The 24,206-nt window shown below is 63.9% G+C and carries 22 protein-coding genes and 5 pseudogenes; 14 read left to right on the top strand and 13 right to left on the bottom strand.

Features of this window, described 5'->3' with window-relative positions; translation table 11 throughout:
• From FIU85_RS03645 to FIU85_RS03630, 4 genes are read right to left on the bottom strand one after another with little or no spacing between them, the layout of a single operon-like run.
• Window positions 1–783 (bottom strand): heme ABC transporter ATP-binding protein, encoded by a 783-nt coding sequence (locus FIU85_RS03645; RefSeq protein WP_152495887.1) that lies wholly within the window; start codon window positions 781–783, stop codon window positions 1–3.
• Window positions 780–1,847 (bottom strand): iron ABC transporter permease, encoded by a 1,068-nt coding sequence (locus FIU85_RS03640; RefSeq protein WP_152495886.1) that lies wholly within the window; start codon window positions 1,845–1,847, stop codon window positions 780–782. The genes FIU85_RS03645 and FIU85_RS03640 overlap by 4 nt, the downstream gene beginning before the upstream one ends.
• Window positions 1,848–1,850: 3 nt before the next feature.
• On the bottom strand, window positions 1,851–2,747 hold the full coding sequence (locus tag FIU85_RS03635; protein ID WP_254702997.1) for a hemin ABC transporter substrate-binding protein: 897 nt from the start codon (window positions 2,745–2,747) through the stop codon (window positions 1,851–1,853).
• Window positions 2,744–3,796 carry a hemin-degrading factor gene (locus FIU85_RS03630; RefSeq protein ID WP_152495885.1) on the bottom strand — a complete coding sequence of 351 codons (1,053 nt, stop codon included), beginning with the start codon at window positions 3,794–3,796 and terminating at the stop codon, window positions 2,744–2,746. Before FIU85_RS03630 ends, FIU85_RS03635 begins: the two co-directional genes overlap by 4 nt.
• A gap of 200 nt (window positions 3,797–3,996) precedes the next feature.
• Here FIU85_RS03630 and FIU85_RS03625 point away from each other — a divergent pair, with 200 nt between their 5' ends.
• From FIU85_RS03625 to FIU85_RS22585, 3 genes and pseudogenes are all read left to right on the top strand, one after another.
• Window positions 3,997–6,042 (top strand): TonB-dependent receptor, encoded by a 2,046-nt coding sequence (locus FIU85_RS03625; RefSeq protein WP_152495884.1) that lies wholly within the window; start codon window positions 3,997–3,999, stop codon window positions 6,040–6,042.
• 332 nt (window positions 6,043–6,374) lie between these two features.
• A pseudogene (locus tag FIU85_RS22275) lies at window positions 6,375–7,031 on the top strand (isocitrate/isopropylmalate family dehydrogenase).
• A gap of 644 nt (window positions 7,032–7,675) precedes the next feature.
• Window positions 7,676–8,077: pseudogene (locus FIU85_RS22585) on the top strand (thiolase family protein); the annotation flags it as partial.
• On the opposite strand, the gene FIU85_RS22200 reads toward FIU85_RS22585, so the two are convergent.
• Window positions 8,024–8,194, bottom strand: a complete 171-nt coding sequence (locus tag FIU85_RS22200) for a hypothetical protein (protein WP_216647097.1) — start codon at window positions 8,192–8,194, stop codon at window positions 8,024–8,026. The pseudogene FIU85_RS22585 and the gene FIU85_RS22200 overlap by 54 nt on opposite strands.
• Before the next feature lie 19 nt (window positions 8,195–8,213).
• On the opposite strand from FIU85_RS22200, the pseudogene FIU85_RS22195 reads away from it, so the two are divergent.
• A pseudogene (locus FIU85_RS22195) lies at window positions 8,214–8,803 on the top strand (SDR family oxidoreductase).
• Between the two features lie 84 nt (window positions 8,804–8,887).
• Here FIU85_RS22195 and FIU85_RS03600 read toward each other — a convergent pair.
• Together FIU85_RS03600 and FIU85_RS03595 are read right to left on the bottom strand one after the other, a co-directional pair.
• The gene (locus FIU85_RS03600) at window positions 8,888–9,505 is read right to left on the bottom strand and encodes a plasmid pRiA4b ORF-3 family protein (RefSeq protein ID WP_152495882.1); all 618 of its coding nucleotides are present in this window, start codon (window positions 9,503–9,505) and stop codon (window positions 8,888–8,890) included.
• Between the two features lie 15 nt (window positions 9,506–9,520).
• Window positions 9,521–9,838: an H-NS family nucleoid-associated regulatory protein gene (locus FIU85_RS03595; RefSeq protein WP_152495881.1), complete on the bottom strand. Its 318-nt coding sequence runs from the start codon at window positions 9,836–9,838 to the stop codon at window positions 9,521–9,523.
• A gap of 334 nt (window positions 9,839–10,172) precedes the next feature.
• Here FIU85_RS03595 and FIU85_RS03590 point away from each other — a divergent pair.
• Window positions 10,173–10,310 (top strand): annotated as a pseudogene (locus FIU85_RS03590) (ArdC-like ssDNA-binding domain-containing protein); the annotation flags it as partial.
• A gap of 200 nt (window positions 10,311–10,510) precedes the next feature.
• On the opposite strand, the pseudogene FIU85_RS03585 reads toward FIU85_RS03590, so the two are convergent.
• Window positions 10,511–11,356: pseudogene (locus tag FIU85_RS03585) on the bottom strand (zinc ABC transporter substrate-binding protein).
• A 72-nt stretch (window positions 11,357–11,428) separates the two neighbouring features.
• Here FIU85_RS03585 and FIU85_RS03580 point away from each other — a divergent pair.
• Window positions 11,429–12,576 (top strand): IS3 family transposase gene (locus FIU85_RS03580; RefSeq protein WP_152495880.1). Its coding sequence is split into 2 segments (ribosomal slippage): window positions 11,429–11,702 and window positions 11,702–12,576, totalling 1,149 coding nucleotides; the frame shifts between segments, so codons are not numbered across the junction.
• Here the strand turns inward: FIU85_RS03580 and FIU85_RS03575 are convergent.
• Both FIU85_RS03575 and FIU85_RS03570 read right to left on the bottom strand, forming a co-directional pair.
• The gene (locus tag FIU85_RS03575) at window positions 12,517–13,266 is read right to left on the bottom strand and encodes a tyrosine-type recombinase/integrase (protein WP_152495879.1); all 750 of its coding nucleotides are present in this window, start codon (window positions 13,264–13,266) and stop codon (window positions 12,517–12,519) included. The two genes, FIU85_RS03580 and FIU85_RS03575, sit on opposite strands and share 60 nt — an antisense overlap.
• 21 nt (window positions 13,267–13,287) lie before the next feature.
• A complete protein-coding gene (locus FIU85_RS03570; protein WP_152495878.1) occupies window positions 13,288–13,551 on the bottom strand; it encodes a hypothetical protein in 264 nt (87 codons plus the stop codon).
• Window positions 13,552–13,800: 249 nt separating this feature from the next.
• Between FIU85_RS03570 and dusA the strand changes: the two genes are divergently transcribed.
• Window positions 13,801–14,784 (top strand): tRNA dihydrouridine(20/20a) synthase DusA, encoded by a 984-nt coding sequence (gene dusA, locus FIU85_RS03565; protein WP_152495877.1) that lies wholly within the window; start codon window positions 13,801–13,803, stop codon window positions 14,782–14,784.
• A gap of 119 nt (window positions 14,785–14,903) precedes the next feature.
• The gene (locus tag FIU85_RS03560; RefSeq protein ID WP_254702996.1) at window positions 14,904–15,563 is read left to right on the top strand and encodes a hypothetical protein; all 660 of its coding nucleotides are present in this window, start codon (window positions 14,904–14,906) and stop codon (window positions 15,561–15,563) included.
• Between the two features lie 273 nt (window positions 15,564–15,836).
• On the opposite strand, the gene FIU85_RS03555 is transcribed toward FIU85_RS03560, so the two are convergent.
• Genes FIU85_RS03555 through ccmI form a run of 3 tightly spaced genes read right to left on the bottom strand, consistent with a single transcriptional unit; the run spans window position 15,837 to window position 17,781 of the window.
• The gene (locus FIU85_RS03555; RefSeq protein WP_152495875.1) at window positions 15,837–16,073 is read right to left on the bottom strand and encodes a DUF1289 domain-containing protein; all 237 of its coding nucleotides are present in this window, start codon (window positions 16,071–16,073) and stop codon (window positions 15,837–15,839) included.
• Window positions 16,070–16,546: a Holliday junction resolvase RuvX gene (gene ruvX, locus FIU85_RS03550; RefSeq protein WP_152495874.1), complete on the bottom strand. Its 477-nt coding sequence runs from the start codon at window positions 16,544–16,546 to the stop codon at window positions 16,070–16,072. The genes FIU85_RS03555 and ruvX overlap by 4 nt, the downstream gene beginning before the upstream one ends.
• Entirely contained in the window at window positions 16,543–17,781 is a 1,239-nt protein-coding gene (gene ccmI, locus FIU85_RS03545) for a c-type cytochrome biogenesis protein CcmI (RefSeq protein ID WP_152495873.1), read from the bottom strand. The genes ruvX and ccmI overlap by 4 nt, the downstream gene beginning before the upstream one ends.
• 237 nt (window positions 17,782–18,018) lie before the next feature.
• Here ccmI and FIU85_RS03540 point away from each other — a divergent pair, with 237 nt between their 5' ends.
• The 6 genes from FIU85_RS03540 (at window position 18,019) to FIU85_RS03515 (ending at window position 24,199) form a co-directional block, all read left to right on the top strand.
• Complete coding sequence (locus FIU85_RS03540) at window positions 18,019–19,263, top strand: sarcosine oxidase subunit beta family protein (RefSeq protein ID WP_152495872.1); 1,245 nt, start codon at window positions 18,019–18,021, stop codon at window positions 19,261–19,263.
• Window positions 19,264–19,327: 64 nt separating this feature from the next.
• Window positions 19,328–19,675, top strand: coding sequence for a hypothetical protein (locus FIU85_RS22190; protein WP_216648885.1), 348 nt, complete (start codon window positions 19,328–19,330; stop codon window positions 19,673–19,675).
• A 219-nt stretch (window positions 19,676–19,894) separates the two neighbouring features.
• Window positions 19,895–20,128: a hypothetical protein gene (locus tag FIU85_RS03530; RefSeq protein ID WP_152492052.1), complete on the top strand. Its 234-nt coding sequence runs from the start codon at window positions 19,895–19,897 to the stop codon at window positions 20,126–20,128.
• Between the two features lie 156 nt (window positions 20,129–20,284).
• On the top strand, window positions 20,285–20,614 hold the full coding sequence (locus tag FIU85_RS03525; RefSeq protein WP_152492053.1) for a sarcosine oxidase subunit delta: 330 nt from the start codon (window positions 20,285–20,287) through the stop codon (window positions 20,612–20,614).
• Window positions 20,611–23,637, top strand: a complete 3,027-nt coding sequence (locus FIU85_RS03520; protein ID WP_152495871.1) for a sarcosine oxidase subunit alpha family protein — start codon at window positions 20,611–20,613, stop codon at window positions 23,635–23,637. The genes FIU85_RS03525 and FIU85_RS03520 overlap by 4 nt, the downstream gene beginning before the upstream one ends.
• Window positions 23,630–24,199, top strand: coding sequence for a sarcosine oxidase subunit gamma (locus tag FIU85_RS03515; protein WP_152495870.1), 570 nt, complete (start codon window positions 23,630–23,632; stop codon window positions 24,197–24,199). Before FIU85_RS03520 ends, FIU85_RS03515 begins: the two co-directional genes overlap by 8 nt.
• The last annotated feature ends 7 nt before the right edge of the window (window positions 24,200–24,206 follow it).

Genomic DNA, 24,206 nt, shown 5'->3' with positions numbered 1-24,206 from the left:
TCAGGCAGAGGCCGCGTGCGGCAGAATATAGGGCACTCCCGACGGGGGAGGAGCGGAAACCCTCAAGCTGCAGCCATAGGCCTGCGACAGGATGCTGTCGGTCAAGACCCCGGCAGGCGTGCCGAAGGCCAGCCGCCGCCCCTCGGAAAGCACGGCAACCCGGTGGGCGTAGAGCGCGGTGAGGTTCAGATCGTGCATGACCGCGATGACGCCACCGCCCGCCCTGGCAAAATCCCGGGCGATTTCCATGACCTGCAACTGGTGCGCGATATCAAGGCTGCTGACAGGTTCGTCCAGCAAGAGCCAGCGCGGTTGGCCGTTCTCGACCGGGGTCCAGACCTGGGCCAGTACGCGGGCCAGCATCACGCGCTGCGCTTCGCCGCCCGAGAGTTCCTGGAACGTCCGGTCGGCATAGTCCGCCAGACCGACGCGCGTCAGCGCCGCCAGGGCGACCTCGGCGTGTTGTCCGGCGGTGCCGGCCTGCTGCCCGAGGCGTACCACCTCGATCACGGTGAAGGGAAAGGCAAGCCGTGACGCTTGCGGAAGCACGGCACGTTGCGCGGCCAATTCCCACGGTTTCATCCCCGCGATGTCCCGACCGTTGAGGCTGACGGTGCCGCGATAGGCGGCCGCGGCCGTCATCGCACCGAGCAACGTTGATTTGCCCGAGCCGTTGGGCCCGACGATCGCCGTGACCTCGCCCGGAGCGGCGTCGAGGGTGACACCGCGCACCGCGGGGCGGCGTCCGTAAGAGACATGAATGTCCGTTGCCACGAGACTCACAGGTCCACGAGCCCCCGTCGCTTGAGAAGGATCCACAGGAATACGGGCGCGCCAAGGACGGCGGTGACGATGCCGATGGGCAATTCCGCGGGAGCGATGACGACCCGCGCGATTACGTCGGCAAAGACCAGCAGGATCGCGCCGAGCAGCGCCGCGTTCAGAAGCAGCGCGCGGTGATCCGGTCCCGACGCCAAGCGTAGCAGGTGCGGCACGACGATGCCTACAAAGCCGATCCCGCCCGATACCGATACGGCGGCCCCTGTCGCTGCGGCGACCGCGAGGATGGCCAGGAATTTCACGCGCTGCACCTGTATGCCGATATGCGCGGCTGTGGCCTCACCCAGGGCCAGGCCGTTGAGACCACGGGCGAGAGTCAGGGACGCGCCTGTCGCAAGAAGGATCATGGGACCTGCTGCCAGCACCTTGGCCCAGTTGGCCCCGGCAAGCGATCCGAGCCCCCAGAACGTGAGGTCGCGCAGTTGCTGGTCATCGGCCATGTAGACAAGCACCCCCGAAAGCGCGGCGGCCAGGGCCCCGAGCGCGATGCCGGCCAGCAGCATCGTGGCGACGGAGGTGTGTCCGCGACGCGTGGCGACACGATAAAGCAGAAGGGTCGATCCCCAACCGCCGAGAAAGGCTGCGAGCGGCACCGCGTGCGCGCCGACCGCGCCTGCCAGCCAGGCCGGTGCCTGAGCGCCCAGCACGATCGCCAGGATCGCGCCCAGCCCGGCCCCGGCGCTGACACCCACGATGCCCGGATCCGCCAGGGGATTGCGAAACAGCCCCTGCATGACCGCCCCCGAGACGGCAAGCGCCGCGCCGACCAGCACGCCCATGACAAGGCGCGGCAAACGGATGTCCCACAGGACCACGCGTTCCATCTGGCTGAGGGGCTGGCCTTGGAGTATCCGGGCCGAGACATCGGACAGGCGCACATCCGTGGCGCCGACCTGAAGGCCGGCAAGACAGGCAACCAGCAGCATCCCCAACAGAAGCCAATGCAGCCTGTAAGCGCGTGCCACCCGGTCGCGCGGACGGCTATGCACATCTGTGATCGCCGCCATCGCCTAGATGCCCTGTTCGTAAAGCGCGGCATTCAGGTGGCGGATACCCTCGGCGGTGCGAGGGCCGAACCCCAGCATCAAAAGCCCGTCCATCCGCACGACCGCGCGCTCTCGGGCCGCCGGGGTCAGGCGGATCGCGGGCATGTCGAAGAGCGCGTCATCGGTGATGGCATGGTCGCCGGTCCGGTTCATCATCACGATCACGTCCGGTGCGGCCTGGCCCACGGCCTCGTCCGTGATCTGCTTGTAGCCTTCGAACGCGGAGATCGCGTTCAGCCCGCCCGCCATGCGGATGATGGCGTCCGCCGCGGTGCCGGTGCCGGACGCGTTGATCTTGCCGCCTTGGGTGGACAGGACGAAGAGGACGCGCTTCTTGTCCCCCTCGGGACGCGCGGCATCCGATATCGCAGCCTGCATCTCGGCCTTGACCTTGGCGGCCAGGGCGCCCGCCCGGTCCGGTACGTCGAGCGCATCGCCCACGACCGAGATCTTGCGCAGGATGCCTTCGGTGGTCAGCGCGTCGGGAACCTCGACGAATGTCACGTCTGCCGCGCGGATCACGTCAAGGGCCTCTGGCGGCCCGGCCCCTTCCTCGGACAGGATGAGCGATGGACCGACCGACAGGATGCCCTCGGGCGACAGCGCCCGCATATAGCCCACGTCCGGTAGGCTTTCGACGGACGGCGGATAGGTCGACGTCGTATCGCGCGCCTTCAGCCTGTGTTCCTGTCCAAGCGCCGCGACGATTTCGGTGACGGAGCCGCCAATGGACAGGACCGTGGCATGCGGGTTTTCAGAGGTCTTTGCCTGCTGTCCGCTGACGGAGAAGGCCGCGACGGCACCTACCATCGAGATGCCGATCGCGAGGAATGCCGCCCTTGCACCCGATTTGCACGTCATGCCGCCACCTCTTCGGCCGAATTCAGTTTCGAGACGATTTCGCCCCAGGCCGGGCGGGAATCGCGCCCTTCCTTGCCGACGCCGAAACACTGGAAGATCAGGCCGCCATCGGCATCGAAGGCTTCGACCGAGACGGCGGGACCCCGTTGCGTGGGCTTTTCGACAGCCCAGAGTTCCGCCACCTTGTCACGCCGCAGGTGCAGGTTGAAGCCGGGATCCATCACGTTCTGCCACGGCCCCATCGGGTGCAACGTGGCGATCGGCCCGGAATGGATCTGGATGCAGCCGCGGTTGCCGACGAACAGCATGATCTCGATCCCGGCATCGCGCACGGCGTGCAGCATGTCGTCCACCGCCTTGGGATCAAGCCGGCGCACGAAGGGTGCGCCAGCGATGCGGTAAGCGCCGAGGCGATTCATCTTCAGCTTGGAACACAGGCGCAGAAACTGGTGCGTGTCGGTCAGACGGGCCCACTCGTCGCGCAGGATATCGCGCTTGTCGAGGCGCGACTTCGGCGCTTCGGTGGGCTGGCGGGCTGCGACCGCCTGCGTGTCGGACTGATCCTCGACGGCGAGGTCCGCAACCAGCCCGGCCCAGGCATCGTGCCGCGAGGACTCGCGCAGGTGGATCTTGTGGATGGCGTCACCCGCCGCATCGAAGATCTGGATCGACCGGCGTGGTCCCGTCTCTGTCTCGGTTTCGACCGCGAATCCGTGTACCCAGTGCGATTGAAAGATCCGCAGGTCGATATTCTCGGTCAGGGTCATCGCGGCATGATCGCCGGGATGATAATTGCCGTACTCACCGACCTTTTCGTGCACGCAGGCCTCGACGCGGGTCAGGGCCATGACCTCGCCCAGTTGTTCGGCGGCAGGGATCACCCGGTCGGGATGCGCCGCGATCCGTGTCACGCCCCGGCCCACCTCGGCGGCCACCAGTTCTGCCTCGGAAATCGTCAGCGCCTGTGCCGCGTCGCGGGCGCGTAGCTTGGGGTTTTCCGCCCGGTGGGCGCGGATGTCGTCTGGGGTTGGGGAGGTGCGGTTGCTCATGGGGCATCCTTCGGTAAGCGTGCAGGTCCGATGGCTGCGCCCGGTCTTCCAACGGTGCGTGGCTCGTGAATTTACTTGACTGTTTTAGTCGGATTGGTTTAGCGCTGCAACCCGTCGCGATGGGGATCATCAAAAATCGCGAAAACGCCGCGCCAGCCTTTTGCAAGCAACGGTTCTACTTTTGCAAAAGGAGCGAGCGCATGCTCACCATGATGTTGCGCGGCACGACCGCGCTGATCTGTCTGTCACTGGCCGGAACGGCCACCGCGCAGGAGGAGCCGGGGTTCCTAGGAACGCTGATCCTGACACCCGGAAAACGGGATCTCAGTTTTGGCACGGCGTTGTCGCGGACCGTCATCGACGAGGAGGAGATCAAGGACCGGCAGGCGAGCACGGTCGCGCAGCTGATCGATTCCGTACCCGGCGTCACGCTGGTCAACGGCACCACGCCGCAGGGGTCGGGGATAAACATCCGGGGCTTCGGCGCGAACACGACCTACGGATCGGATCAGAAGATCGCGGTGCAGATCGACGGCGCGTCGGTCGGGTCGGAAGAGCTTTACCGCATCGGCACGCAGCTCTTCACCGATCCGTTCCTGTACAAAGAGGCCGAAGTGCTGCGCGGCACGATCGGCAGCTTTGCCTACGGCTCGGGGATCGTCGGCGGCGTCGTCCGGCTGGAAACCAAGGACGCCTCCGACTTTACGGGCGGGGAATTGGGTTTTGGCGGATCGCAGACGCTGGAATTCAGCACCAATGGCAACGGGTTCGTGAGCTCGACCAACCTCGCGTGGATGCCGGCGAAGGGAGCGGAGTTCCTGCTGAACTATACCTGGCGCGACCAAGGCACGCTGGAGGCCGGGGACGGCACCAAGATCGGCAACAGTTCGTTCGAGACGCCGTCGTTCCTGGCCAAGGCCAGATTCACATTCGGGCAGGATGATGCGCATTCGCTGATGTTCAGCCATTCGCGGACAGAGGCGGACGACAAGGATGTGCCCTATGACCAGTTCCAGACGACGCCCGGCAGTTTTGGCCGGGTCGACCGGCTGACGGACACGAAACAGACGACCGTCGAGTACCGTTTCAATCCCGCCAACGACCTGATCGACCTGCGCGCGAACCTGTCCTATGCGGATCAGAAGATCGACAATACCTACATCGACGGAAGCTCGCCCCTTCAAGGCGGACAGCCGGTGGCCGTGTTCTGCGCCAACCCTTTCTTTGGCGTGATCTGTGCAGACAACCGCTACCAGACGACCAAGCTGACCCTGTCGAACCGGGCGATGTTCACGACCGGCACGATCGAGCATGACATGCTGGCAGGGATCGAGGGCATTCACAAGAAGCGCCTTGATGCCAATAGCGCGCCGGGCGGGACGGACGACCGTTTCGCCGCCTTCGTGGTGAACGAGATGACCATCGGCCAGACGACCGTGACCCCCGCGATCCGGTACGAGACATCGCGGATCAAAAGCTCGGGGTCGCTCGGGAGCGCGTCTCGCAGCTATTCAAGTGACGCGCTGATGGGCGGCTTGGCCGTGGCCTATGATTTCGGCAACGGCGTTTCGGTCTTCGGCAGCGCGGCCTATACCGAGGGGCTGCCGCCGATCGACGATCTGGGTGACACCGCCACCGCGCAGCGCCGCCTGGCCACGACCGAGAAATCGCACACGTTCGAGATCGGGGCCGCCTACACCGGAACCGACATCTTCCGGGAAGGCGACTCGTTCACGCTGCGCGGAAACCTGTACCAGACGAAGCTGTGGGACATCACGACCTATACCGTGGCCGGCGCCATGGGAGGTGATCTGGACGGTGTCACGACCGAGGGGGTCGAGCTTGAGGCGTCCTACGGGACCGCCCGGGGTTTCTACGTCGACTTCGCCGGGCATCTGGGCGAGGGGCACGAGTACAATCCCGACGGCACCTCGCGGACATGGCGCAACTCTGCGGCAGACCGGGTGCAGCTGACGGTGGGTCAACGGGTTGGCGATTACCTCGATCTCAGCTGGGAGGTCATTCACGCCGCCGACCGCTTTGACGCGCTTGGCGCGGATCTGGGGGATACGACCGTGCATAACCTGCGCGCCACCTGGACACCCGGTACGCGTTGGCTGGAGGGCAGCGAAGTGCGTTTCGGGATCGAGAATGCCTTCGATGCGGATTACGTGGGGCACCTGTCTTCGCCCAACCGCAAGGCGCCGGGCCGGACCCTGAAAGTGTCGCTCAGCCGAACGTTCTGAAGGTGGACACGCCGGGCGATAGGTGGCGCTTGGCTCGGATAATAATATGAAAAATCCTACGGGCTGGCCCATGCCGGCGTCCGGCCCGAGGAGACTGTTTCATGCCCACGGATCCCGCCAGGCCCATGCCCGCGGGCGCGAGGTGGTCGCCAGTTCCTACACCATTTTCCGGGACATTTCCGGGTAGGCCCACAGTGCTCAGATCGCAAGTCGATACATTTCCTCGCTCTATCCCGGCAGAAAGCTCGGTCGGGGCCAAGATGCGTTCTGCTACTCAATACAAGAACGACAATCGCCCAACTTGACGAGCGGAATGGGCTCTGATCGGCGCTTTGACTCTCAAACCTGAGATTGTCCGTGACCTTGATCTTGTTGTCGTCCGCGAGACCAGTTCGGGCCTGTATTTCGGGCTTCCGCGAGGAATTTCGGCTTTGCCAGGCGGCGAACGGGCGGGAACGAATACGCTGACTTACTCCGAGTCGAAGGTCGAACGGATCGCGCGGGCAGGTTTCGAGTTGGCGAGACGGCGCACCGGGAAGTTGACGTCAGTCGACAAAGCAAACGTTCTTGAGACCATGGTGCTCTGGCGCGATGTGGTTTCCTAGGTTTCCAGGGAGTATCCGGACGTTGCACTGTCCCAACTTTATGTGGACGCTGCGGCGATGGAATTGTTGCGCGACCCCAAACAGTTCGATGTCATGGTGACTGAAAACCTCTTCGGGGACATCCTGTCCGATGCAGCTGCAACGGTTCACGGGACCGCTCCTGAAATTGCGGGACGAAATGTCGCCAATCCTATTGCAGCAATCCTCTCGGCGGCGATGATGTTGCGGATGTCCTTCAGGTTGGAAGAAGAAGCAACAAGGATTGAGCAAGCTGTCGACAGAGTGCTGGACTCTGGATTGCGAACACAAGACATATTCACTCTGGAAGGCGAACTCGTTGGAACAACTCAAATGGGGGATGCGGTCGTGGCGGCGCTTGTCTGAACGATGCAACACCTGAAGAAGTCGGCGGTCTATCAACGATGCTCTGGGCCCGCCGAATGACGAGTTCGACCGTCTCTGCGGTAATAAACGCCGCCCTTCCATCGCGCCGTGACGGCTGATCCGGCCAGCCTTCTGCAGATCTTCTACTCGATCCGATCCGACCGGCGTTCAAGGCAAAGATAGACCAGAACCTGTTGTCCCAATGGCTCTTGAGACTGCGCATTCCCACGGTGTTAACGAAAAACCGCGACCGGCTGCCTGCAACGGACATGTCGGGTAAGATCCTGGCCGTATTTCCGGGGCATCGCAAATGGCGCCGGTGCTTTCGAACGATCACTTCCCGGTCGATGACACTCTGGTGAGGCCTGACAAAACGCTTTGGAGTTGGAAACCCAGGCAATGATCGGACACTGCATGTACTGGAGCCGCTTCAAGCGAGCGCTTTTTACCGAGGCCTGCTCGCGCGTCCAGGTGCAGAATTACATTTGCTCACTCCGGCAGCAGGGTATTTCGGTTTCGTGAACCTGCTATCCGCCTCATATGCAACCCCTATGCGCAACAGCGCAAGGAAGTCACGTTGGAGGAGGTCCTGACCTCGCGCCCCCGTGGCCAAACCGCTGACCCTGCTGCAATGCTGCCCGTCGATGGTCGATGGTGCGGCCGCCGAGGTGCTTACGACGAAGCAGCCGAAGGGCAGGCAGAAGGCTATTCGCATCCTCGGCTCCGCCTTCCAATCCGGTCATCAGGAACTGGGCTGCGAGGATATTCTCGATGCGGAAATCGCCGCCCGCACTGCTCGCAAGGCCTATGAGGAGGCCAGCGTTCCGCCTGCGGACGTTGATGTCGTGGAACTGCACGACGCATTCACCATCGCCGAAATACTCTACTACGAAGCCCTGCAACTGGCCCCGCCCGCCGAAGGCGCCGGTCTGCTGCGCCGTGGTGACACGGCGCTTGGCGGCAGGGTTCCGGCAAACCCAAGCGGCGGACTGCTAGCCAAGGGGCATCCGCTTGGGGCAACAGGCGTCGCGCAGATGGTCGAGATCACATGGCAGCTGCAGGGTCGTGCCGCCGACCGTCAGGTCGAAGGCGCGAAGATCGGGCTGAAGCAGTGCACAGGCGGCGGCATTGCAGGCGTGGACCACGCGGCATCCTCCGTCCATCTGCTGGGAGTCTTATCCGATGAGGACAGCTATCGTGACAGGCGGCGCGCGGGGCATTGGCCTCGGCATCGCCGAGGCGCTGGCGGCCTCCGGGTGCGCCGTCGCCATCTTCGACCTGAATCAGGAGGCTCTGGGGGAGGCGCAGGCCAGGCTCAAAGCCGACTTTCCGAATGCGCGGATCCTGCCGATGAAAGTGAACGTGACCGCGGTCGCCGAGGTATCGGCTGCCGTGGTCGAAGTTCACCGGACCCTCCGCTCCATCGACGTTCTGGTGAATGACGCGGGCATCGTCCGCGACAAGAAGATCACCGCCGTGAACGAGGCGGACTGGGACGACGTCATCGACACCAACCTCGAGTCGCAATTCCTGACCTGCCGTGCCGTCGCGCCAGTGATGATCGGCAGGGGGCGGGATGGATTGTCAATATCTCGTCCCGCGCTTGGCTGGGCGGCTATGGCCAGTCAAACTATTCGGCGGCGAAGGGCGGGGTGGTCAGCCTGACCCGCAGCCTCGCTCTGGAATTCGCGAGCAAGGGCGTGACGGTGAATGCGATTGCCCCCGGCACTGTGGAGACGCCAATGATCGAGGGCTTCCGCCGCGTAGCCTAAACCATGAAAGAGCCAGAGCCTCCGCTGACCGTCAGGCCAACGTGTTCCAAATCATCTGACGACGGACAGCCGAGCCCTCTGTGCTCACCGACCAGAAGGCTTTGGCTTGGGCTGATGCAGGCGTCGGCTGGTGTTCTTGCGGAAGGTGTTGCGCAGATCCTTGTTGATGAGGTCGATGTCGAACCAGTCCGGATCGAAATGCCCGCCGGCACAGCGAAGGTTGGAACTGTGGTCCTTATGGTTCGGATCGCGGATGGTGTCGAGGAAATCGGCATAGGACCAGGGGCCGCCGACGTCCTCGGGCGGCCGGGCACGGGCACCTTCGGTGCATTCTGCGTGGCGGGGCAGGGGATCGAGGGATAGCCACTCCTCGATCCGGATCACATGGGTCCAGTCATCCCCAAAGTCGTAGAGGTAGGTGAAGGTCAGATCCTGGCCGGTGAAATTCGCCAGCCTGACCCCGGTGTAGTCGAAGGTCTGCGGGCCCCCGAATCCATCCTCGAGCTGATCGGGGTCACCATAGCGCAACCCGCCGATCCGGAACTCATGCAGATGGCTGTCGGTCCAGCTGAACGCGGCCTGCAGCACCAGATGCAGCCTGTCGAGCGTCCAGTCCGACGGCTCGACAAGTCGCCGCCAGATCGGCGGGTCAATCTCCGCCAGAGAGACATGCAGGCGGACGGCATTCGCGGGCTTGTACAAGGCAGGTCTCCCCGATCAGATCGCAAAATCGTCTAGCGATTTTCCCGAAGCTAGGGCCTCCGCGATCCATGCCGGTTTGCGTCCGCGGCCAGACCAGGTGATTTCGGCGTTTTCCAGATGGCGGTACTTCGGCGCAGATGCTGCGCGTTTCCGGGTGGGAGCGGCTTCCGCAAGCTCGTCGAAACTGAAACCGAGTTCGCGGGCCAAGTCGTCCACCTTGGCGCGGGCTTCGGCCTTGCGACGGGCCTCGAAACTCGCGATGGCCTTCGCAACATTCTCTTGCAACTGCTTCAGCTCGGGGAGCGACAAGGCGTTAAGATCGATATCCGTCATTTGGTCCTCTTTTATTGCCCGTTGGCTTTGATCCCGAGCTTTCGGGAAGGAAGGCGTCCGGCGCTAGAAAGTAGGCACCGCGATTGCGTCACAGATAAGCGCAGATATCCTGGGGATTACAACACGTCGGGGATAGGGGTTCGCGAGTGTTGGCTTTTGCATTTTTTTGCGCCTGACTCGGCTGAATGCGAGGCTTGTCTGGGGGAACGGCTTCCCCCTGGTCGGCACTGGCGTTACCGACACACCCCCATCAGCGGGAGACCCCGCAACGCCCCCTGAGAGTGAAAGTGCGGGCGGGTTTTCCGTGACGGGTTGAGGGCAGGAGGAGAGGCCTGTGCCCTGGGTTCAGCCCTGGGGGACGGCGGTGGCGCAAGCGTTGCTCGCCATGCCACGAAATGCCAGCACAGGGAGGCAGTATTCCGGGATCAATGTCCTGATCCTCTGGGGCGCCGTCTTCCAGCAGGGCTATCCAACAAGAAAGCGTTGGCACGAGCACGTGCCGGGGAAGGGGACCTGCGGTCATCATGCGATTTGCGCATCAAAGTCCGGTCACCGTGGATATTGGCGCCATGAGAAAGTTTGTGACCAGCATCCGGTGCCGGTCTCGCGGAGTCTTCTGTTTGGCAACGCCGCGTCGGCAGAAGGGCGCCGCATGTCGCGGCGCCCGAGAGGTCAGCCGAGGCAGTCCGTCAAGCTGGACGCGAGGCTGCGCAGCAGCTGCGGGTAGAGGTCCTTGCCAGGTTCGAGATCTGCGCCCAGTGGATCCATCACGCCTGTCTGGGCGTCGGTGCCCCGGAAAACCGTGGTGACGAGGTCGGGATTGAATTGCGGTTCGGTGAAAGCGCAGTTGACACCCAGCTCGGCAACCTTCTGCTGGATTTCTTCGATCCGCGCCGCGCTGGGATCCGAGGCGTCGCCGAGGGTAATTGAGCCGCTCGCCGGGAAGTCGAATCGGTTCTCGAAATACTGGTAGGCATCATGGAACACGATGAAGTTCTGGCCCCGCACCGGGTCAAGTTGGGCAGAGATCTCGCCGATCAGGGTCTCGAGTTCGGCCTTTCCGGCGTCCGCATTGGCGCGGTAGGTGTCGGCGTTCTCGGGGTCGAGCTCAGACAGTTCCGACGCGATGACGTCAAGCCAAGTGCGCGCGTTTTCCGGGTCGAGCTAGGCGTGCGGGTCATGGCCGTGATGGTGGTGCCCCTCGTGTGCGTGCTCGGCATGATCATGATCATGGTCATGGTTTTGGTGGGCATGTTCCTCGCTGTCGTGATCGTTCGCTTCTTCATGGTCATGGTCGTGAGCGTCGTGATCATGCTGGCCATGATCATGGCTGTGCGCTTCGAATGTCGCACCTTCGCGGAACTCCAGTTCGGTGGTGCCCTCCGTTTCCATCAGCTCGATGACTTGAGCGTCGCCCGCCAGTGCCTCGATGGAGCCTTCCAGCCAGGGCTCAAGCGGCTCACCGATCCAGAAGACCGCATCTGCCCGATTGAGCGCCGCAGCCTCTGAGGGACGCAGCGAATAGCCATGGGGGGATGGACTTGCCCTGGAAAAGTGGAGAGCACCAACTGAGGAACCAGGAGGTGTTCTATGGGAAACGGAAACAGACCGACGCCGGAGTTCCGGCGTGAAGCGGTGCGGCTGGCGCTGACCAGCGTCCGGACGCGACGGGAGATCGCGGAAGATCTGGGGATCGGGCTTTCGACACTGACGCGATGGCTCAGTCGCGAGCGGGACGCTGGTGGGCCGGTCGAGGCATCGGTCGATCTGCACGCGGAGCTGAAGCGGTTGCGACGCGAGAACGCGGTTCTGAAGCAGGAGCGCGACATCTTAAAAAAGGCCGCAGCCTTCTTCGCGAAAGACGCAAGTCGATGAGCTTCGCTTTCATAGAGGCGGAGAAGGCCAGCTTCCCGATCCGGCGAATGTGTCATGTTCTCGGTGTCAGCCAGAGCGGGTTCTTCGCTTGGCGGGACCGCCCTGCCTGTCATCGCCAGCAGCAGGACATGATCCATCTTGCCCACATTCGAACGGCCTTTGAGCTGTCGAACGGGACCTACGGCAGTCCCCGCATGCACCGCGACCTCGTCGATGAGGGGCTCAAGATAGGGCGGCACCGCACGGCACGACTGATGCGCGAGAACCAGTTGATCGCGCGGCAAAAGCGGCGCTTTAAACGGACGACGGACAGTGAACATGCCTGGCCTGTGGCGCCCAACCTCGTGGCACAAGATTTCGCGGCGGACTGTCCGGACAGGAAGTGGGGGGCGGACATCTCCTACATCTGGACGGCAGAGGGCTGGCTTTACCTTGCCATTGTCTTGGACCTCTTCTCGCGCCGCGTCGTCGGTTGGACCACGAGTGATCGTCTGAAGCGTGACCTCGCCATCGCAGCCCTGCGCCATGCTCTGGCCGCTCGCAACCCTGAGCCAGGACTGGTTCACCATTCCGACCGCGGATCGCAATACTGCTCGGTGGACTATCAGGCGCGGCTCCGCAAACGTGGCATCTTGATCTCGATGAGCGGGCGCGGGAACTGCTATGACAACTCAATGGTGGAAACGTTCTTCAAAACCATCAAGTCGGAGCTGATCTGGCCGGTCGCCTGGAAATCCCGCCAACAGGCCGAAAACGCCATCGCCAGATACATCGACGGATTCTACAATCCCGTCAGACGCCATTCATCGCTCGGCTTCCAAAGCCCGATAGCATTCGAGCGAAAGGCCCGCGAAGTGAGCTAAACGCTCTCCACCAAAACCGGGCAAGTCCAACCAGCCCATTTCGAAGGCTCGAGATATCGCTTCGTGTCGAAGATCATGAAAGTGTAGATCTTCAATACCTTCGAAGAGTCCAACAAGACGAGTAAATGCGGTTGACAGACTATCAGATGCATACGGAAAGATTTTTTCGTCGACCTTCGGCATTGACTTGATGACTTGGAGCGCTTCGTCGCTGAGCAGCACCCAGACGTCATTGCCTTTCTTCTGACCGGGATGTTTCATATCACGGACAAGGATTTTCTTATCTTCGTAGTTAATATCGGCCCATCGAATTCTTGTAATTTCCGAAAGCCGGCGCGAGGACGCAATTGCGAAAGCAATGATCTTGTGTAGCGGAGCGGCATTACTTCGCGAGGATCGAGCGATGGCCTCTTCCATCAGGACGTTCAATTCTCCGAGCGTCGGCCGTCTATCGCGCTTATTGGCCTTCCCGACGATCTTGAGTTTGCGAAGCGTCCTCATCGCGTTCTGCATATCCTCGTATTTTAGAGGGATCTTGTAGGCCGTTTCTGCAACGGTGAAGAGGCCATATAAATGCTGCATGTAATTGTTGACGGTTGCGGCGGACCGGCCCTCTTTTTTCAAAGCGCGTGCAAGATCAATGAGAAATGTTGGATCAACCTCGTGGCAGCCAACATAAGTCTCATCCATGCCCTCAAGGGTCCGCAGGCACTATATCATCGTTTTTCCGACTTCCTTTTCGATGTCCAGCCGGTAGCGCTTGATCAACTCGGCGAAGGTGCAGTCTGGAGTCGGGAGCGAGAAAGTGCCCTCATGCCAAGCTTTCTCCGTCCGGGCGGCCCACTTCTCCGCCAACTTGCGCTGTGAAAAGGTTTCTGACTTCGAGAAGATCACCTTCCCGCTCTTCTTGATGCGCACCTGGGCGGTGAAGCTCGGTTTACCGTTCGTTCTGTTTCGTTTCGTGATAGTTGCCATTTCCAGCCCTTTCCTTGTGGGAAGGACGATGGGTTCGAGTGATTTTGCCCGGAAATTGGGGAGCAAAAAATCCTTGTAGCGTTCCCGCAGGCGGGTGCGTGACGTCCGCTGGCACCGGTGCTACAAGATGTTCTCCGAGTGCTACAATTGTAGCACCAGCTGTCCAAATCGTCGCGAATAGTCGCGAATGATCGCAAATCGTAGCCGCCATCGACGGAGGGCCAGCCAGTGAAACAAGGGATTCGCAGCATGACTGATGCTTCCCGTCTGTCCGTTGCACCGATGATGGATTGGACCGATCGTCATTGCCGGTTCCTGCATCGGCAATTGTCGCGGAACGCCTTGCTGTACACCGAGATGGTGACCGCGCCGGCATTGGTGCGAGGGGGGGCGCTGCACCTGCTGGACCATACCGCGGAGGAGCATCCGGTTGCGCTGCAACTGGGCGGATCGGAACCGGGCGAACTGGCGCAGGCGGCGGCGCTGGGGGCCGGGGCGGGGTATGACGAGATCAACCTCAACGTCGGATGCCCCAGCGACCGGGTGCAGTCGGGGACCTTCGGGGCGGTGCTGATGAAGCAGCCAGGTCTGGTGGCGGAGTCCTGCGCGGCGATGATCGGGGCGGTGGACACCGAGGTGACGGTGAAATGCCGGATCGGCGTGGATGACCAGGATGTCGAGACGGTGTTGCCGGACTTCCTCGAGCGGGTCAGCGCGGTGGGCGTCCGACGGTTCACCATCCATGCACGCAAGGCGTGGTTGCAAGGGCTGAGCCCCAAGGAAAACAGGGACATACCGCCCCTGGACTATGCCTTGGTTGCCCGGATGAAGGATCGGTTTCCGGACCTGCACATCTCGCTCAACGGCGGGGTGGAGACGCTGGACGAGGCGGTGGGTCACCTGGAGGCCGGGTTCGAGGGCGTGATGCTGGGGCGGGCGGCTTACCATCGGCCGGCGGAGATTCTGGGTGCGGCGGATCGGCGAGTGTTCGGCGAGACCGGACCGGACCGGACGGGCGAGGACGCGGTGCATGCCATGCTGCCATACATCGAAAATCATTTGATATCAGGCGGTAAGCTGCACCAGGTGACGCGTCATATGCTGGGATTGTTCGCCGGTCAGCCGGGCGCGCGGGCGTGGCGGCGGGTGTTGTCGGAAGGCGCGACGAAACCGGGGGCCGGAACGGCACTGGTCGAGGAAGCGCTGGCGCAGGTGACGGGAATTGCGGCGTGAAGGATTTCCTTGAGAGGGGATGGGCTCGGTTCGCGTTTGAGCCGTCTTTGGTGGCGTGGGCTGAGGCGGCGTTTTCCGTTGCGAAAGAAAGGGTTAAGGCGCCCGAAGAGCAACGCTGGATGTATTGCGAAGGCACGTGGTTCGTGGGGGTCGATACGCTGCCGAACGCGCCCGACGGAGCCGTGGGAGAGGCCGGGCCGCTGACAGGGGACGCATGGGAGGCTGTTACTGAGCTTTATGGCCGCTTGCCGCTGCATAGGGGGCAGGTGTCGGTGATGTATCCGGACTATCCCCGGCCCAAGGATGGCGAGGGGGACGCGGCCTTTGGTTACAGGCTGCGGCGGGATGCGGCGCATGTGGATGGATTGCTGTTGGAAGGGCCGGACAGGCGGCGGTTTCTGAAGGAGCGGCATGCCTATATCCTGGGGCTTCCGCTGACCGAATGCGGTGCCGGGGCCAGCCCGTTAAGTGTCTGGGAAGGCAGTCATAAAGTGATGCGCGCGGCCTTTGCCGAGGCGCTGGAGGGCGTGTCGCCCGAGGCCTGGGACAGGGTCGACCTGACGGATATCTACAAGGCCGCGCGTCGCGAGGTTTTCGACACTTGCGAGCGGGTTCTGCTGCCGGCGAAACCGGGGGAGGCTTATGTCGTGCACCGGCTGGCCTTGCATGGCGTGGCGCCGTGGGAGGACGGCGCGGAGGCGCCGGAGGAGGGGCGGATGATCGTCTATTTCCGGCCCGAATGGACGATCCTGGGGGATCAGTGGCTGACCGCGCCGTAAGGGACGCGACTCAAAGGTTAATTCGGGATGAGACGGCGAAATCGGCACGTCGGTATCGCGTCGGTATTCAAGTGGTATTGCGACAGTGCGCGTATCGCCGTTTTCCGGGATGAAAGGACCGCGCGCAGTGTTTGTCCCGGTGCAATCGTCGGCGCATTATCCAGACAGGCCGTGGGTGTCGTAGCGCTTCAGCGAGCGGAATTTTGCAAAAATTCCGGGCCGAAAAATTGCAATTTTTCGGTGCGCCGAGGGAGACAGTCCGCGCGGGCGGTTTCAGCCGCGCTTCAGACGGGCGGCGCGTCCCCCGCGGCGCTTGGTCAGGGTGGCGGCGCGGTCGGGAAGGTCGGCCATGACCGCGCGGCGTTCCTGGGGCGTCATCCTGGACCAGCGGCCGATCTCGTCGATGGTGCGATAACAGCCCGTGCAGATCCGCGCCTCGGGGTGGACGACGCAGATGCGCACGCAGGGGCTTTCGATTTCGTCGCGTTTCCAGACGGGGCTGTCGTTCATGGCTCGGCTTTCAGGTGGCGGATTCGGTCCAGCGCTCCTTGCAGGATATACGCCGCGGCCACGGCGTCGATCACCTCTGCGCGACGCTTTCGGGTCAAATCGGCCTCGATCAGTGCTCTTTCTGCCGCAACGGTGGAGAGGCGCTCGTCCCAGAAGCCGATGGGCAGATCGGTGCGCGCGGCGAGGTTGCGGGCGAAGGCGCGGGTCGATTGACAGCGCGGGCCCTCGGAGCCGTCCATGTTGCGGGGCAGGCCCAGGATGATCCCGGCGGCGGTGCGGTCGGCGGCGATGGCCAGAAGGCGGTCGGCATCGGCGGTGAACTTGGTGCGCTTGACGGTCTCGACCGGGTTGGCGGAGGACAGCAGCGCGTCGGAGGACGCGACGCCGATGGTCTTGGTGCCCAGATCGAGGCCCAGGAGCGCGCGGAAGCCGGGCAGGGCGGCGGCGAATTCGGCGAAGTCCTCGACGATCATTCGGAGTAACCGGCCTGCTTGGCGGCGTTGGTGATGGTGTCGATCACGGTGGGATCGTCGAAGCGCTCCTGCGCGCGGGCGATGAGGTCGCGCACGGCGTCGAAATCGCCCAGGACGGCGTAGGCGTTCGACAGCCGCACCCATTCGTCGGCGGTGCCGCCGGTCTCGTCGATGCGGGTGGCGAGGCGGTCGACCATGCCGCGGATCATGGTGGCGCGGTCCTCGGCGCTCATGTCGCCGGCGGCGTCGATGTCACCCTGCGAGGGGCCGGGGGCGGCGTTCTGGGCGGGCGGCTCGTAGCGGTTGACGCCGGCGCGCCAGGCCAGTTCCTCGATCCGGGGGCGGATGAGGGCGGTCCAGGGCGCGTCGGGGGCGCTTTCGCGCAGGAGGCCGTCCCAGGTGCGGAAGGCGATGTCGGGACGGTCGACCTGGATCATGTAGAGCCCCATGTAGTAGCGCGCGCGCGGCTCCTTGGGGTCGCGGGCGAGGGCGGCTCGGATGGCCTCGGCGGCCTCGTCCGAGACATAGCCGCCGGCGGCGGAGACCATCATGTCGGAAAGCTCGGCATAGTCGGCGGCGGTGGCGGCATTGCCCTTGAGCTCGATCACGCGGGTCTTGGCCTTGGCGGCGGCGGAGAGATTGCCGAGCGCGGCCTCGTTCCGGGCGAGCAGGATGTAGCCCTGAAGCTCGTCCGGGCGGCTCTCGACGGCCTCGCGCAGGCGGTCCATGAGTTCGAGATACTGCGGGTCGGCCTCGCCCATGTCCGGGGTGACGGGCTGGGACGCGTTGAAGCGCGCTTCGGCCTCGGCCTGGGGCAGGCGGTTGGCGCGGGCCGCGTCGGAGGCGGCCAGGCGGGCGGTGCGGGGCAGGTCGGTGTAGCCGGGCGCGCCCATCTGCGTGTAGAGCCAGCCGGCCCCGCCGACGAGGCCGAGAAGGGCGAGGGCGGCAAAGGCTTTGCCCGCAAGCGCGGGCTGGGCGCCGGTTTGGCCTGTGGCCTGAAGCTGGGCATCGGCGGCGAGGATGCGGCGGGAGACCTCCGAGCGGGTGCGCTCGGCGTCCTCGGGGGTGATGACGCCGCGGGCGAGGTCGCGGTCGACCTCCCGTAGCTGGTCGCGATAGACCTGCAGGTCATAGGCGGCAGGCGGCGCGTCGCCGACGCGGCCACGGATCAGCACCAGCCCGAGGATGGCGGCGCAGGCGAGGCCCAAGGCGATGGCGAGCACCCAGAATGTCATGTGATCTCCCTGTCTTCGAGGGTGATTTAACGATTGGGCGGGCAAACCGAAAGAGGCAAGTGGTCGCCCGTGGTGTCGCAGGGGCGGCTCGTCGGCGGCGTGTCGCAAATCACGCCATTCGTGCCGCATGAGGTGTCGGCGATACGCCCTGTCTGATACATACGGGAGCAATGACGAGGGCCGGGGGCGAATCCCCCCGGGCCCGACACTGTGCAAGCCATGAGCGAGACCCGCCTGATGAAACGTTATTCCGCCTTTGCCGTCGCGAAAGAAGCGCTGAAATATCACATGGGATGGGAGCGGGCCTGGGCCTCGCCGGAGCCCAAGAAGAAATACGACGCGATCATCATCGGCGCGGGCGGTCATGGCCTGGCGACGGCCTATTACCTGGGCAAGAACCACGGGATCAGGAACGTGGCGATCCTGGAAAAGGGCTGGCTGGGCGGTGGCAACACCGGGCGGAACACGACGATCATCCGGTCGAACTATCTGCAGGATGCGTCGGCGGCGATGTACGAGAAATCGCGCAGCCTGTACGAGACGCTGAGCCAGGATCTGAACTACAACATCATGTTCAGCCCGCGCGGGGTGATCATGCTGGCGCAGACCCAGCACGAGGTGCGGGGATACGAGCGGACGGCCCATGCCAACGCATTGCAGGGCGTGAAGACCGAGTTCATCAGCCCGAGCCGCGTCAAGGAACTGTGCCCGATCATCAATCTGGAGGGCCCGCGTTACCCGGTGCTGGGCGGGCTGTGGCAGGCGCGCGCGGGCACGGCGCGGCACGACGCGGTGGCCTGGGGCTATGCGCGGGCGTGCTCGGCCATGGGCATGGACGTGATCCAGAAATGCGAAGTGACGGGCATCCGCAGCGAGGGCGGCAAGGTCACGGGTGTGAGCACCAATCGCGGTGACATTGCCTGTGACAAGCTGGGCATCGTAGTGGCAGGGCATTCGGGGCATTTGGCGGACATGGCGGGCTTCCGCCTGCCGATCGAGAGCGTGGCGTTGCAGGCGCTGGTGAGCGAGCCGATCAAGCCCTGCATGGACGTGGTGGTGATGGCCAACACCGTGCACGGCTACATGAGCCAGTCCGACAAGGGCGAGATGGTGATTGGCGGCGGCGCCGACGGCTACAACAACTATACCCAGCGGGGCAGCTTCCATCATATCGAGGAGACGGTGCGGGCGCTGATCGAGACCTTCCCGATGATTTCGCGGCTGAAGATGCTGCGGCAATGGGGCGGGATCGTGGACATGACCGGCGACCGCTCGCCCATCCTGTCGAAGACGCCGGTGGACAATGTGTTCATCAACTGCGGCTGGGGCACGGGAGGATTCAAGGCGATCCCGGGCAGTGGCTGGGGCTTTGCCGAGCTGATGGCGAAGGGCTATTCGCCGCTGACGGCCGAATTCGGGCTGGAGCGGTTCTACGAGGGCCGGTTCATCGACGAAAGCGTCGCCGCGGGGGTCGCGCACTGATGGGGAACCGCCTCGGCATATCGGGCGTTGAAGTGTCGGAATCCAAAAGCAACGGAGAACCGACATGTCCGATCACAACAACAATAACCACACCCCGCCGCCACAGCATTCCGGCGGTGGCGGAGGCGGCGCAACGATGGCTTTCATCGTCGGCGGACTGGTCGTCGCGGTGGGCGTCATCGCCTGGGTCATGTTCGGTGACAGCGGCGGCGGCGGCGATGACCTCATCGGTGGTTCGGAGCCGTCGGACGTCAATGTCTCTGTCGAGACGTCCGATGACGCGGCCGATGACGTGGCCGACGCTGCCGAAGACTCGGCTGACGCCGTCGAGGGCGCTGCCGAGGACGTCGAAGGGGCTGCCCAGGACGTCGAGGACGCGGCTGACAACGTCGAAGGCGAAACTCAGCAATAACGCTTGCGGGGCAGCAGTCGGCCTCGCGCCTGCAACATGGCGGACCGCAGGGGCGTGTGACGCCCCTGTGTCGCCGCGTGCACACGTGGCGGAAAGCGGCCCACGCAATCGCGCCGAAGTTGCGGGAACCGGCCCAAACCCTGCGCGGGGTTTTGCCGGTTCTTCCGCGCATGCCCCTAGGGGCGCATTGTCGAACTTCCACCATGAGGAGTTCGAGAGATGTCTGACCAAGAACAATGGCAGCAAAGGCGCGGCTACGGGATGCCCGTCCATGACGCGGGCAGTGCGGGCCTCTTCTGGGTCCTCGTCGTCGTCGTCGCCTTGGGGGCGCTGGTCTTTGCCGGATCGCTGGGCAACGGCACCGCGCCGGACCTGTCCGATGTACCGGAAGGTTTCATCGTGCCCGACACGTCCGCGGACGGCGTGGCAGGCACGGCTGCTGTCGAAGAATAAAACGCTCCGCTTCGGCGGATGTGATCGCAACGTTATGGGCGGGTGCCACTCGGCGCCCGCCCTTGTCGTGCGACGTGCACGCGGACTCAAAGATGTGCCGGAGGCACGCGGAATCGACGTCCTGCCCGGTGCAGGCAACATGGAAAGGTGGATGGCATGCTGATCCTGGAATGTCCCTATTGCGGGGTGAAGGGCGAGGAAACCGAGTTCGCGGGGGGCGGCGAGGCGCATCTGAAGCGTTTCGGACCGGACTCGAGCGATGACGATTTCCACGCCTACCTGTTCAAGCGCGAGAACCCCAAGGGTGTGCACCTGGAACGCTGGCGGCACACCAACGGTTGCGGCAAGTGGTTTCACGCCGCGCGCAACACGGTGACGCTGGAGGTTTACGGGACCTATTCGGCGCAGACCACCGAGCCGCCGAAGGACATCAAGGACAAGATCTCGGCGAAGGTGCCGGGCTGGAGCTGGAGAGAGTTTTCATGAGCACGCGTCTGGCAAATGGCGGGCGTCTTGTTAACAAGGCGCACGCGATGGAATTCACCTTCAACGGCAAGCGGCTGAAGGGGTACGAGGGCGACACGCTGGCGTCGGCCCTGCTGGCCAATGACCAGATGCTGGTGGGCCGGTCGTTCAAGTATCACCGCCCGCGCGGGATCGTGGCGTCGGGGGGAGAAGAGCCCAACGGCCTGGTCAACATGGGCCGGGGCGAGTCGTTCGAGCCCAACCAGCGGGTCACGACCACCGAGCTTTTCGACGGGCTGGAGGCGACGAGCCAGAACCACTGGCCGAGCCTGGAGTTCGACGTGGGCGCGATCAACGCCAAGTTCTCGCGGTTCCTGCCCGCCGGGTTCTACTACAAGATGTTCATCCATCCGCGCCCCTTGTGGAAGCATGTCTACGAGCCGTTCATTCGCCAGTCGGCGGGGCTGGGCAAGGCGCCGAAGGACAAGGACGGCGACAAGTACGAGCATCTTTACGCGTTCTACGACGTGGTGGTGATCGGCGGCGGTGTCGCGGGGCTGATGGCGGCGCGCGCGGCGGGGGCTGCGGGTGCCAAGGTGCTGTTGATGGAGCAGACCGCCGCCTGGGGCGGACGGACGCCGGTGGATGGGCCGCTTTACAGCGCGACTGTCAATGACGGGCCTGTGGATAAGTTCGTGGATGAACTGGTCGCCGAACTGGACGAAATGTCCAATGTCGAGATGCGGCTGCGCATGATGGGCGCGGGCGTTTACGACCACGGCTATCTGCTGGGATACGAGCGGGTGAACGACCACACCCCCAAAGCCAAGGGCCCGCGGCATCGTTTGTGGCGGATTCGTGCAGGCCAGATCGTGACCGCGACAGGCGCGATCGAGCGGCCCCTAAGCTTTGCCGGGAACGATGTGCCGGGCGTGATGCTGGCCTCGGCGGTGCGCGATTACGTCGTGAATTATGGGGTTTCCGTCGGGGACCGTACGGTCGTGGTGACCAACAACGACGACGCCTACCTGACCGCGCTGGCGCTGAAGGCGGCGGGGCTCGACGTGCCTGCAATCATTGACGCGCGGGCGGCGGGCGCGGGCGTGCTGGCCGAGAAGGCCAAGGCGGCGGGCATCCGCGTGGAGACCGGCAAGGGCATCGCGAAGGTCAGGGGCGGCAAGCGCGTGACGGGTGTGGGTATCTGTGCACAAGCCGGCGAAGGCTCGGCCCTGGAAGAGATCGCCTGCGACGCGGTGGCGATGTCGGGCGGCTGGTCGCCGGTGGTGCATTTGTGGTCGCATTGCGGCGGCAAGTTGCTGTGGGACGAGACGCAGGCGATGTTCCGGCCCGACCCGGAAAAGGCCCCCACGGGTGCGGCGGGCGAGGCCTATGTCTCGACCGCCGGGACCGCCAGTGGTGAACTGGATCTGGGCGCGGTTCTGGCCGATGCCGAGGAGGCGGGGCGTGCGGCGGCCAAGGCCGTTGGCAAGACGCCGAAGAAGGCCGAGAAACCGACGGCGGAGGGCGTGCAGTGCAACGTCATTCAGCCGATCTGGATGATGCCGCAGGGCGCCAACGTGAAGCTGCGGATGAAGTCGTGGCTGGATTACCAGAACGACGTGAAGGTCAGCGACGTGCAGCTGGCGGCGCGCGAAGGTTATGAAAGCGTCGAGCACGCCAAGCGCTATACCACGCTGGGCATGGCGACGGACCAGGGCAAGCTGAGCAATATCAACGGTCTGGCGATCTTGTCGGATGCGCTGAACCAGCCGATTCCGCAGACCGGGACGACCACGTTCCGCCCGCCCTATACGCCGATTTCCATGGCGTCGATCGCGGGCGAGGCGCGGGGCGAGATTTTCCAGCCGCTGCGCAAGACGCCGATGCATGACTGGCACGAGGCGAACGGCGCCTACTGGGAGCCGGTGGGCCATTGGCGGCGTCCCTATACCTTCCGGCAGAACCCGGGCGAGGAGATTTCGGCAGCCGTCAAGCGCGAGATCAACCAGACGCGCGGGAGCCTTGGCCTTCTGGATGCCTCGACGCTGGGCAAGCTGATCGTGAAGGGGCCGGATGCGGGGAGGTTCCTCGACATGCTCTATACCAACATGATGAGCACGCTGAAGCCGGGGCGCTGCCGCTATGGCCTGATGTGCAGCGAGAACGGGTTTTTGATGGATGACGGCGTGGTGGCGCGGCTGGATGACGACACCTTCCTGTGCCACACCACCACGGGCGGTGCGGACAGCATCCATGCCCACATGGAAGAGTGGTTGCAGACCGAGTGGTGGGACTGGAAGGTCTATGTCGCCAACGTGACCGAGCAATACGCGCAGATCGGCGTGGTCGGGCCGAAAGCCCGCAAGACGCTGGAGAAGCTGACCGATGCGGACCTGAGCGCCGAGGCGCTGCCGTTCATGGCGTGGCAGGACATCGACTTTGGCGACGTCAAGGCGCGGGTGTTCCGGATCTCGTTCTCGGGCGAGCTGAGCTACGAGATCGCGGTGCCGGCGAGCCAGGGCCGGGCGTTCTGGGATCAACTGCTGGAGGCCGGCAAGGAGTTCGGCGTGATGCCCTATGGCACCGAGGGGCTGCACGTGATGCGGGCCGAGAAGGGCTTCATCATGATCGGGGACGAGACGGATGGCACGGTCATTCCGCAGGACCTGGGCATGCAGTGGGCCATCTCGAAGAAGAAGGACGACTATATCGGCAAGCGGGCGCAGCAGCGCAGCCATATGGCCGATCCCGAGCGGTGGCAGCTGGTGGGCTTGCAGACGGTCGACGGATCGGTCCTGCCCGACGGGGCCTATTGCGTGGCCGAGGGCGACAATGCCAACGGGCAGCGCAACGTGCAGGGGCGGGTGACCTCGACCTATTATTCGCCGACGCTGGATCGCGGCATCGCCATGGGCCTGGTGAAATACGGGACCGACCGGATGGACGAGGTGATCGAATTCGCCAAGGTGGACGGCACCACGGTGCCCACCCGGATCGTCAGCGCGGTCTTCTATGACCCTGAAGGGGAGAAGCAGAATGTCTAAGGCTGTCAGTGCTTTGCAAGGCGCAGTTTATCAAGGATACGTGGAGGTCCGGGAGATGGGCCTTCAGGGCATGATAACGCTGCGCGGGGATCTGTCCTCGGCCAAGATGAAGAAAGCCGTGAAGGACGCGTGTGGCGTGGACCTGCCCGGTCAGCGCGAGATCGCGGTCGCCGGGGACAAAGGCGCGGCGTGGATGTCGCCGGATGAGCTGTTGCTGATGGTTCCTTACGAGGGCGTCGGGGATGCACTCGCGGCGGTCGAGAAGGCGTTGTCAGGCGAGCATTTTCTGGCCGTGAATGTGTCGGACGCGCGGGCGGTGTTCCAGGTGCAGGGCGCGTCGGCCCGCGAGATCATCGCCAAGCTGTGCCCGGTGGACATGGCACCCGGCGCGTTCGAGCCGGGGCAGATCCGGCGGACGCGCATGGCGCAGATCGCGGCGGCGTTCTGGATGGTGGATGCCGAGACGATCCGGGTGGTCTGTTTCCGCTCGGTGGCGGAGTATGCGTTCAACCTGTTGAAGGATGCGGCGGAGCCGGGCGGCGAGACCGGGCTCTTCGCGTAAGGGTTCG

It is taken from the genome of Roseovarius sp. THAF8, assembly GCF_009363735.1.
Lineage (GTDB): Bacteria > Pseudomonadota > Alphaproteobacteria > Rhodobacterales > Rhodobacteraceae > Roseovarius.
Note: the sequence above shows the minus strand (reverse complement) of the source record. Positions and strands in the feature narration are given on the sequence as shown.

Bases quoted from the DNA above. Each gene is read 5' to 3' on its own strand.
- FIU85_RS03570 (WP_152495878.1), bottom strand. From the start codon at position 13,551: ATGGCAACTATCACGAAACGAAACAGAACGAACGGTAAACCGAGCTTC.
- FIU85_RS03635 (WP_254702997.1), bottom strand. From the start codon at position 2,747: ATGACGTGCAAATCGGGTGCAAGGGCGGCATTCCTCGCGATCGGCATC.
- FIU85_RS03555 (WP_152495875.1), bottom strand. From the start codon at position 16,073: ATGAACGACAGCCCCGTCTGGAAACGCGACGAAATCGAAAGCCCCTGC.
- FIU85_RS03575 (WP_152495879.1), bottom strand. From the start codon at position 13,266: ATGGATGAGACTTATGTTGGCTGCCACGAGGTTGATCCAACATTTCTC.
- dusA (WP_152495877.1), top strand. From the start codon at position 13,801: ATGACTGATGCTTCCCGTCTGTCCGTTGCACCGATGATGGATTGGACC.
- FIU85_RS03525 (WP_152492053.1), top strand. From the start codon at position 20,285: ATGCTGATCCTGGAATGTCCCTATTGCGGGGTGAAGGGCGAGGAAACC.
- FIU85_RS22190 (WP_216648885.1), top strand. From the start codon at position 19,328: ATGTCCGATCACAACAACAATAACCACACCCCGCCGCCACAGCATTCC.
- FIU85_RS22200 (WP_216647097.1), bottom strand. From the start codon at position 8,194: ATGGACGGAGGATGCCGCGTGGTCCACGCCTGCAATGCCGCCGCCTGT.
- ruvX (WP_152495874.1), bottom strand. From the start codon at position 16,546: ATGATCGTCGAGGACTTCGCCGAATTCGCCGCCGCCCTGCCCGGCTTC.
- FIU85_RS03630 (WP_152495885.1), bottom strand. From the start codon at position 3,796: ATGAGCAACCGCACCTCCCCAACCCCAGACGACATCCGCGCCCACCGG.
- ccmI (WP_152495873.1), bottom strand. From the start codon at position 17,781: ATGACATTCTGGGTGCTCGCCATCGCCTTGGGCCTCGCCTGCGCCGCC.
- FIU85_RS03530 (WP_152492052.1), top strand. From the start codon at position 19,895: ATGTCTGACCAAGAACAATGGCAGCAAAGGCGCGGCTACGGGATGCCC.
- FIU85_RS03515 (WP_152495870.1), top strand. From the start codon at position 23,630: ATGTCTAAGGCTGTCAGTGCTTTGCAAGGCGCAGTTTATCAAGGATAC.
- FIU85_RS03595 (WP_152495881.1), bottom strand. From the start codon at position 9,838: ATGACGGATATCGATCTTAACGCCTTGTCGCTCCCCGAGCTGAAGCAG.
- FIU85_RS03520 (WP_152495871.1), top strand. From the start codon at position 20,611: ATGAGCACGCGTCTGGCAAATGGCGGGCGTCTTGTTAACAAGGCGCAC.
- FIU85_RS03625 (WP_152495884.1), top strand. From the start codon at position 3,997: ATGCTCACCATGATGTTGCGCGGCACGACCGCGCTGATCTGTCTGTCA.
- FIU85_RS03640 (WP_152495886.1), bottom strand. From the start codon at position 1,847: ATGGCGGCGATCACAGATGTGCATAGCCGTCCGCGCGACCGGGTGGCA.
- FIU85_RS03540 (WP_152495872.1), top strand. From the start codon at position 18,019: ATGAAACGTTATTCCGCCTTTGCCGTCGCGAAAGAAGCGCTGAAATAT.
- FIU85_RS03560 (WP_254702996.1), top strand. From the start codon at position 14,904: ATGTATTGCGAAGGCACGTGGTTCGTGGGGGTCGATACGCTGCCGAAC.